At 61.8% G+C, this 7,401-nt stretch carries 6 protein-coding genes; 3 read left to right on the top strand and 3 right to left on the bottom strand.

Translation table 11 applies throughout. The features are described 5' to 3' along the window. Positions 1–539 precede the first annotated feature (539 nt). Genes CKW18_RS04985 through CKW18_RS04975 form a run of 3 tightly spaced genes read right to left on the bottom strand, consistent with a single transcriptional unit; the run spans position 540 to position 3,842 of the window. Positions 540–1,544 carry a 4-hydroxythreonine-4-phosphate dehydrogenase PdxA gene (locus CKW18_RS04985; protein ID WP_095187752.1) on the bottom strand — a complete coding sequence of 335 codons (1,005 nt, stop codon included), beginning with the start codon at positions 1,542–1,544 and terminating at the stop codon, positions 540–542. After that, positions 1,541–2,509 carry an amidohydrolase gene (locus tag CKW18_RS04980; protein WP_095187751.1) on the bottom strand — a complete coding sequence of 323 codons (969 nt, stop codon included), beginning with the start codon at positions 2,507–2,509 and terminating at the stop codon, positions 1,541–1,543. Before CKW18_RS04980 ends, CKW18_RS04985 begins: the two co-directional genes overlap by 4 nt. Continuing rightward, entirely contained in the window at positions 2,502–3,842 is a 1,341-nt protein-coding gene (locus CKW18_RS04975; RefSeq protein ID WP_095187750.1) for an MFS transporter, read from the bottom strand. Before CKW18_RS04975 ends, CKW18_RS04980 begins: the two co-directional genes overlap by 8 nt. 377 nt (positions 3,843–4,219) lie before the next feature. On the opposite strand from CKW18_RS04975, the gene CKW18_RS04970 reads away from it, so the two are divergent. Genes CKW18_RS04970 through CKW18_RS04960 form a run of 3 tightly spaced genes read left to right on the top strand, consistent with a single transcriptional unit; the run spans position 4,220 to position 7,346 of the window. After that, positions 4,220–5,233 (top strand): tripartite tricarboxylate transporter substrate binding protein, encoded by a 1,014-nt coding sequence (locus CKW18_RS04970; protein WP_095187749.1) that lies wholly within the window; start codon positions 4,220–4,222, stop codon positions 5,231–5,233. A 53-nt stretch (positions 5,234–5,286) separates the two neighbouring features. After that, positions 5,287–5,820 (top strand): tripartite tricarboxylate transporter TctB family protein, encoded by a 534-nt coding sequence (locus CKW18_RS04965; RefSeq protein WP_095187748.1) that lies wholly within the window; start codon positions 5,287–5,289, stop codon positions 5,818–5,820. Next, positions 5,817–7,346 (top strand): tripartite tricarboxylate transporter permease, encoded by a 1,530-nt coding sequence (locus CKW18_RS04960; RefSeq protein WP_095187747.1) that lies wholly within the window; start codon positions 5,817–5,819, stop codon positions 7,344–7,346. Before CKW18_RS04965 ends, CKW18_RS04960 begins: the two co-directional genes overlap by 4 nt. Positions 7,347–7,401: the final 55 nt, after the last annotated feature.

Genomic DNA, 7,401 nt, shown 5'->3' with positions numbered 1-7,401 from the left:
AAGGGGGAATGTGACGTTGTTCTGGATACGGGAAAAAGCCATCTCCTGGCAGATTGAATTATTTGCCACACACAAAACAAAAGTGGGAGCGAGCCTGCTCGCGAAGAGGGTGTGTCAGTCGACATTGATGCCGTCTGACCCACCGCTTTCGCGAGCAAGCCCGCTCCCACCGGGGGGAATGTGACGTTGTTCTGGATACGGGAAAAAGCCATCTCCTGGCAGATTGAATTATTTGCCACACACAAAACAAAAGTGGGAGCGAGCCTGCTCGCGAAGAGGGTGTGTCAGTCGACATTGATGCCGTCTGACCCGCCGCTTTCGCGAGCAAGCCCGCTCCCACAGGAGATGTGATGTTGTTCTGGATACGGGAAAAAGCCATCTCCTGGCAGATTGAATTATTTGCCACACACAAAACAAAAGTGGGAGCGAGCCTGCTCGCGAAGAGGGTGTGTCAGTCGACATTGATGCCGTCTGATCCACCGCTTTCGCGAGCAAGCCCGCTCCCACAGAAGAAGTGATGTTGTTCTGAAGAGCGCAGATCAGTAGCTGTTGGCGCCCATCCGGCAGGCAATTTCGAACGCCTGGCGAATCGCCCCGACGTTGGCCTTGCCCTGCCCCGCAATATCAAACGCGGTGCCATGGGCCGGGGTGGTGATCGGGATCGGCAGACCGCCCTGCACCGTCACGCCACGGGAGAAGCCCATCAGCTTGATCGCGATCTGGCCCTGGTCGTGATACATGGTGACCACCGCATCAAATGCGCTGGCATCGCCCTGAACCTTGAGGAAAATCGTGTCGCCGGGATACGGCCCTTCCGCCGCGATGCCTTGAGCCTGAGCGGTGCGCACTGCCGGGCCGATGATGTCGAGTTCTTCACGGCCGAACGAGCCGTTGTCGCCGTTGTGCGGGTTGAGGCCACACACACCAATGCGCGGTTTCTCCAGGCCGTTGCGTTTAAGCGCGGTGTCGATCAGGCGGATCGCCTCGCCCACCCGCTCCTGGCTGAGCAGCCCCGGCACATCGGCCAGCGCCACGTGTGACGTCACCCGCGACGTCCACAGGTTATCGAGGACGTTGAATTCGCAGAACGGCCCGTGGAAATCCAACAGTTCGGCGAACCAGTGCAACTCGTCGCTGTGGGCCATGCCGGCCATGTGCAGCGAGGTTTTGTTCAGCGGCCCGAACAGCACCGCATCGGTGGTGCCCGCCTGGGTCAGGCGCAGGGCGATTTCCAGCGTATCGAGGCTGTAACGGCCGCCGATGGCGCTGGCTTCGCTGCGGGGAAACTCGCCCACGGTATCGCCGCGAACGTTGTAGAACAGTGGCGTGTCATCGGCAAAATCCAGGTGTTCCAGCGACTCGATCCGGCGGTAGGGAAACGTCACGCCGGCGATGCGCATGCCGCGCTGCATCTCGGCTTCATCGGCGATCAGAATCACCTGCGCCTGACTGCGCACCGCGGGCTCGCCGAGCAACCGCGCAATCAGTTCCGGGCCAATACCCGCTGGGTCACCGAGGACCATGGCGATCGTGGTTTTGTTCATGCTTGACTCCTCAAAGGCTCAGACCCGGCGCGCTCAAGGACACCAGGTTCGCAGCGGTAGACCCGCTGCGCGTTGCTATAGAACAGACATTGCTGATCGACCCGTGGCAGATCGGCGACGATGTGTTTGAAACCGCTGTAAATGCTGTCGAACGAGCCGCACAGGCTGTCGACCGGGAAGTTGCTGGCGAACATCGCTCGCGTGCTGCCGAACATGGCGATGATCTCGCGCACGATCCACGCGTTGTCGATGGCCCGCCACGCGCGGCCAGCCTGACCGAGGCCGGAAATCTTCACCTGCACGTTCGGGTACTCGGCCAGTCGCGCCATGGCCTTGCGCCAACCGGCCAAACCTTCGGCACTGCGGTCGCTGGGCAGGCCGGCGTGGTTGAGAATCAGCGCAGTGCCGGGGAAATCCCGGGCCAGTCGCTCGGCTTCCGGCAGGTTCCACCACGGTGTCTGCAAATCGAAGTGCAGCCCCAAACCTTGCAGTGCGGCGTAACTGCGCCGCCAGTGCTCGTCGCTCATCAGGCTGCGCGAACGCCCGACTTGCGCGGGTGACGTCGGCCCGCCGGGTTTGTGCCGCACGCTGCGCACATGCTTGAAACGCGCCTGCTCGGTGAGCACATCGATGGCGTCCGGATGATCGAGCCAGGCCTGGGCCACCACCGCGTTCGGCACACCATAACGGGCGGCCAGTTGTTCGATGAAACGGGTCTCGCCGATCGGGTCCTGCGGGTTCCATTCGGTCTCGATGTAGACGGTTTGCACCACTTGATGCTGCGCTGCGTCGGCGAAGTAATCCTCGGGAAAATAGCGGTGCTTGATCGCACTGTAATCGCCATAGCGAAACGGGATGTTGGCCCCGGGCGCGAGCCATGGGTGATCGTTGATCGCCGGATCCCAGAAGTGATGATGGGCATCGATGATCGGGCCATCCCACAGCGGGCGGTTGTGCTCAGTCATGGCGCACCTCGTCCAGTGCAATGAACAGCGTGGCCAGCACAAACACCGCCGAACACACCGCGAAGAAACCGAGTACCGGGGCGAACCCGCCGGCCACCTGCAGGATCACACCGACCAGAATCGGCACGGTAATCCCGCCGACGCTGCCCGCCATGTTCATCACCCCACCGATCAGGCCAACCCTTGCCGGCGCCGCGAGCAGCGCCGGGAAGCTCCAGTAGAGGCTGCCCCACATCAGGAAAAACGCGGTCATGGCCAACAGCGCCACGGCCGCAAAAGGGTTGCTCAAGGTCGGCAGCAGCAGGAACGCGCCGAGCGCGATCAGCCCGGAAAACGCCAACAGACTTTTGACTGCCACTCCACGGCTCACGCCTTTGCGAATCAACCCGTCGCAGAGAAAACCACCGGTCAGCGAGCCGAGCGCGCCGCAGACAAAAATCACAAACGTGGCGAAACCAATGCCCTTGATGTCGAAGCCGCGCGCCTGGGACAAATAGGTCGGCCCCCAGGTCAGCAGCCCGAAATAAACCATCGCCCAACTGGCCCGCCCGAGCAGCAAGCCACTGAGCGAACGCGCAGCAATGCCCAAGCCCTTGACCGGTGCCCGCGCAGCTTCGGCAGCCGGCGTGGCGCGGCCGGCGTTGATCTTTTCCAGCTCCGGCGCATTCACTTGCGGGTGACAGGCCGGATCGTCGCGCAGATAACGCCAGGCCAGCCACGCCAAGACCAAAGTGGCAATACCGGCGATCACGAACGCCAGGCGCCAGGAGTTCAGCGAGGCAATCAGGTAAGCGATGATCAAACCGCCCAGCGCCACGCCCAACGGGCTGCCGCTGTCCATCAACACCGCGCCGCGACTGCGCTCGCCGGGGGCCAGCCACAGGGAAATCAGTTTGCCGCCGGACGGAAACAGCGGCGCCTCCGCCGCACCGAGCGCGACCCGGGCAAACAACAACGACAGACCGCCAGTGGCGAATGCCGCCAGTACCTGAAAAGTGCCCCACAAACCGGTCGACCAGGTGATGACCCGGCGCGGCCCGTAACGGTCGATCAGCCAGCCGCCGGGAATCTGCAACAGCGCATAGGCCCAGAAGAAGCTGCTGAGGATCAAGCCTTGCAGACTCGGCGACAGGGAAAATTCGGTAGCGATGGTCGGCATCGCAATCGACAACGACACCCGATCGATCAGATTGACCATGGTCAATGCGAAGACAATCGCGAAGATCCGCCAGCGCACGTTACCGGCCTTATCACTGGCGGTCAGCGCAGCCGCCGCTGCCGTCGGGAGGGCACCTGCGACAGACAGATGCAGGGAAGCACTGGGACGAGCCATGGTGCGTACCTCGATTTATTATTTTTGTGGGTGTCGCCACGCCGCTGTTTCACGGCATCCGGTGGGCACTATCGAAGGCCCTGCGATAACCGTCTAATCAAAACTTGAAATCAGGCGATAGCCTCGGGTTATGTCATGCCGATCTTTCATCAGGCTTACAACGCCAGCCATGACAATGAATGTGCGCCTGAAACGCTCTACGGCAAAGTCTGCCCTCGTTTGGGTGATTGATCGGCGCCTGAGCGATAACCCCAGGCTATCGGTGTATGTTTTGTTTTGAGTAGACGCCGCCGTCATACCTTCCCACACTCAGGCCAGGCTTGCGGCTTTCGAGCGCAGACAAGTCACTCATAACAACTACAAGAATGAGGCCTCCCATGCGTACTGCATTCGTCCGTCGCACCTCCCGTCTGCTGCTGGGTTCTGCCCTGCTCGCGGCCGGTGTCCTCCCCTCTCTCGCCCACGCCTGGCAACCGGACAAGAACGTCGAGATCGTCGTTGCCGGCGGCCCCGGTGGCGGCACCGACCAGCTCGGTCGCCTGATCCAGTCGATCATCACCACCCACAAGTTGCTTGAGGTCAACACCATCGTCCTCAACAAGGGCGGCGGCAACGGCGCCGAAGCCTTCCTCGACCTGAAAATGAACAAGGGCGATGCGGAAAAACTGGTGATCGGCACCAACAACATCTACCTGCTGCCGCTGGTGTCCAAGCTCGGTTACCAATGGCAGGAACTGACCCCGGTGGCCGCCGTCGCCGAAGACGACTTCATTCTCTGGAGCTACAAGGACGCGCCGTGGAAAGACGCCAAGGGCTTCTATGAGGCGGTGAAAACCGACCCGTCGAAACTGCGCATGGGCGGCAGCCAGTCCAAGGACGTCGACCAGACCCTGACCCTGCTGCTCAACCAGACCAACAACAGCAAACTGGTGTACATCCCGTTCAAGAGCGGCAGCGAAGCCGCCACGCAACTGGCCGGCAAACACATCGCCGCCAACGTCAACAACCCCAGCGAAAGCATCAGCCAATGGCGTGGCGATCAGGTCGAGCCGCTGTGCGTGTTCAGTAAAGAACGCATGGCCTACACCGAAAAAGTCGCCGGCGACAAATCCTGGGCGGACGTCCCGACCTGTCATGAACAGGGCTTGGGCATCGATCAGTACCGCTTCCCGCGTACCGTGTTCATGCCCGGCGAAGTCACCGCCGAACAGCGCGCGTTCTATGTCGAGCTGATGCGCAAAGTGACCCAGACTCCCGAATTCCAGGCCTACGTGAAACAGAACGCGCTGGTGCCGACCTTCCTCGAAGGCGAGCCGCTGACCGCTTACATCGAGCACGACACCGCCCGTGTCACGCCGGTGTTCAAAGAAGCCGGCTGGCTGAAAAACTGAGGTCGTCCACGGCCGCTCGATGATGCGCGGCCGTCACCTGCTGGAGGTGTTTCATGTCTCATTCTTCGGATTCACCGGCGCTGGTCGGCACCCGTTGGGTCGAACTCGGCCTGACCCTGTTCACCACGCTGATCGGCGCGGTGGTGATGTACGGCAGCCTGGAACAAGGCATCGGCTGGGGTGACGCCGGGCCTGAGCCGGGTTACTTCCCCTTCTACATCGGCCTGATGCTCAGCGCTGCCAGCGTAGGCAACGGCATTCTGACCGTGGTGCGCTGGCAGGCTCTGAGCATTGCGTTCGTCAGCCGCAGCGCGTTTCGGCAAGTGTTATCGGTGTTCCTGCCGATTGCGCTGTTCGTCGCGGCCATGCCCTTCACCGGCATCTATGTGGCCTCGGCGGCGTTCATCGCCTGGTTCATGTGGCGCGACAAAGTGCGCGCCAAACCCTATGGCAAATGGATGATCGGCACGGTCTCGCTCGGCGCGGTGCTCGCCAGTTATCTGATCTTCGCGCTGTGGTTCAAGGTGCCGCTGGATGCCGGCCCGATGGGCGACTGGATTGCCCTCGCCGGGAGAAATTTCAAATGAGCGAATTCGATTCCCTGATGCAAGGCATGAACCTGATCATGACCCCGGGCCATATCGGCCTGATGGTGATCGGCGTGCTGCTGGGCATCCTGGTCGGTGTGTTGCCCGGCCTCGGTGCCCCCAACGGCGTGGCGCTGCTGCTGCCGCTGACCTTCACCATGTCGCCGGTGTCGGCGATCATCCTGTTGTCGTGCATGTATTGGGGGGCGTTGTTCGGCGGGTCGATCACCTCGATTCTGTTCAACATCCCCGGCGAGCCGTCATCGGTGGCGACCACCTTCGACGGCTACCCGATGGCCCGCGAAGGTCGCGCCGCCGAAGCCCTCACCGCCGCGTTCAGTTCGGCGCTGATCGGCGCACTGGCCGGCGTGTTGCTGCTGACGTTCCTGTCGACGAAGATCGCCGCTTTTGCGATGTCCTTCAGCTCGCCGGAGTTCTTTGCGGTGTATCTGTTGGCGTTCTGCACCTTCATCGGCATGAGCAAGAATCCGCCGTTGAAAACCGTAGTAGCAATGATGATCGGTTTCGCCATGGCGGCGGTGGGCATGGACACCGTGTCCGGCAACCTGCGCCTGACCTTCGACCAACCTGCGCTGATGACCGGGATCAGCTTCGAAGTGGCGGTGATCGGCCTGTTCGGCATCGGCGAAATCCTCTGCACGGTTGAGGAAGGCTTGGTGTTTCGCGGCGAACATGCGCGCATCACACCGATGGTGATCTTGCGTACCTGGGCGAAACTGCCACGTTACTGGCTGACCATTGTGCGCAGCACGTTGGTCGGTTGCTGGATGGGCATCACCCCGGGCGGGCCGACGGCGGCGTCGTTCATGAGCTACAGCCTGGCGCGGCGTTTCTCGAAGAATCGCGACAACTTCGGCAAGGGTGAACTGGAAGGCGTGATCGCCCCGGAAACCGCCGACCATTCCGCCGGCACCAGCGCCTTGCTGCCGATGCTGACCCTGGGCATTCCCGGTTCGGCCACCGCTGCGGTGATGCTCGGCGGCTTGATGATCTGGGGCCTGCACCCCGGCCCTACGCTGTTCGTCGAGCAGCATGATTTTGTCTGGGGCCTGATCGCCAGCATGTACCTGGGCAACGTGGTGAGTCTGATCGTGGTGTTGGCCACCGTGCCGTTGTTCGCCTCGATCCTGCGCATTCCGTTCTCGATCATTGCGCCGATCATCATCATGGTCTGTGCCATCGGTGCCTACTCGGTACACAACTCGTTCGTCGACGTGGTGCTGATGCTCGGCTTCGGCGCGCTGGGTTATCTGTTCAAGAAACTCGGCTACCCGATCGCGCCGCTGGTGCTCGCGGCGGTGCTGGGCGACAAGGCTGAAGATGCGTTCCGCCAATCGATGCTGTTCTCCGACGGGCACTTGGGCATCTTCTGGTCCAACCCGCTGGTGGGCTGCCTGACCACGGCGGCGTTGCTGATGCTGTTCTGGCCGTTGATCTCCAAGGCGCTGCAAGTCATGGTCGGTTTGCGCAAGGCCCCTGGGGCCAAGCCAAAATCGGTGCTGTGACACAGGACTGGCACTGCCTGACATTTGTTGTCAGGCTGGCCACCTGTCTTTTTCG

Source organism: Pseudomonas sp. Irchel 3E19 (assembly GCF_900187585.1).
Classification (GTDB): domain Bacteria; phylum Pseudomonadota; class Gammaproteobacteria; order Pseudomonadales; family Pseudomonadaceae; genus Aquipseudomonas; species Aquipseudomonas baetica.
Note: the sequence above shows the minus strand (reverse complement) of the source record. Positions and strands in the feature narration are given on the sequence as shown.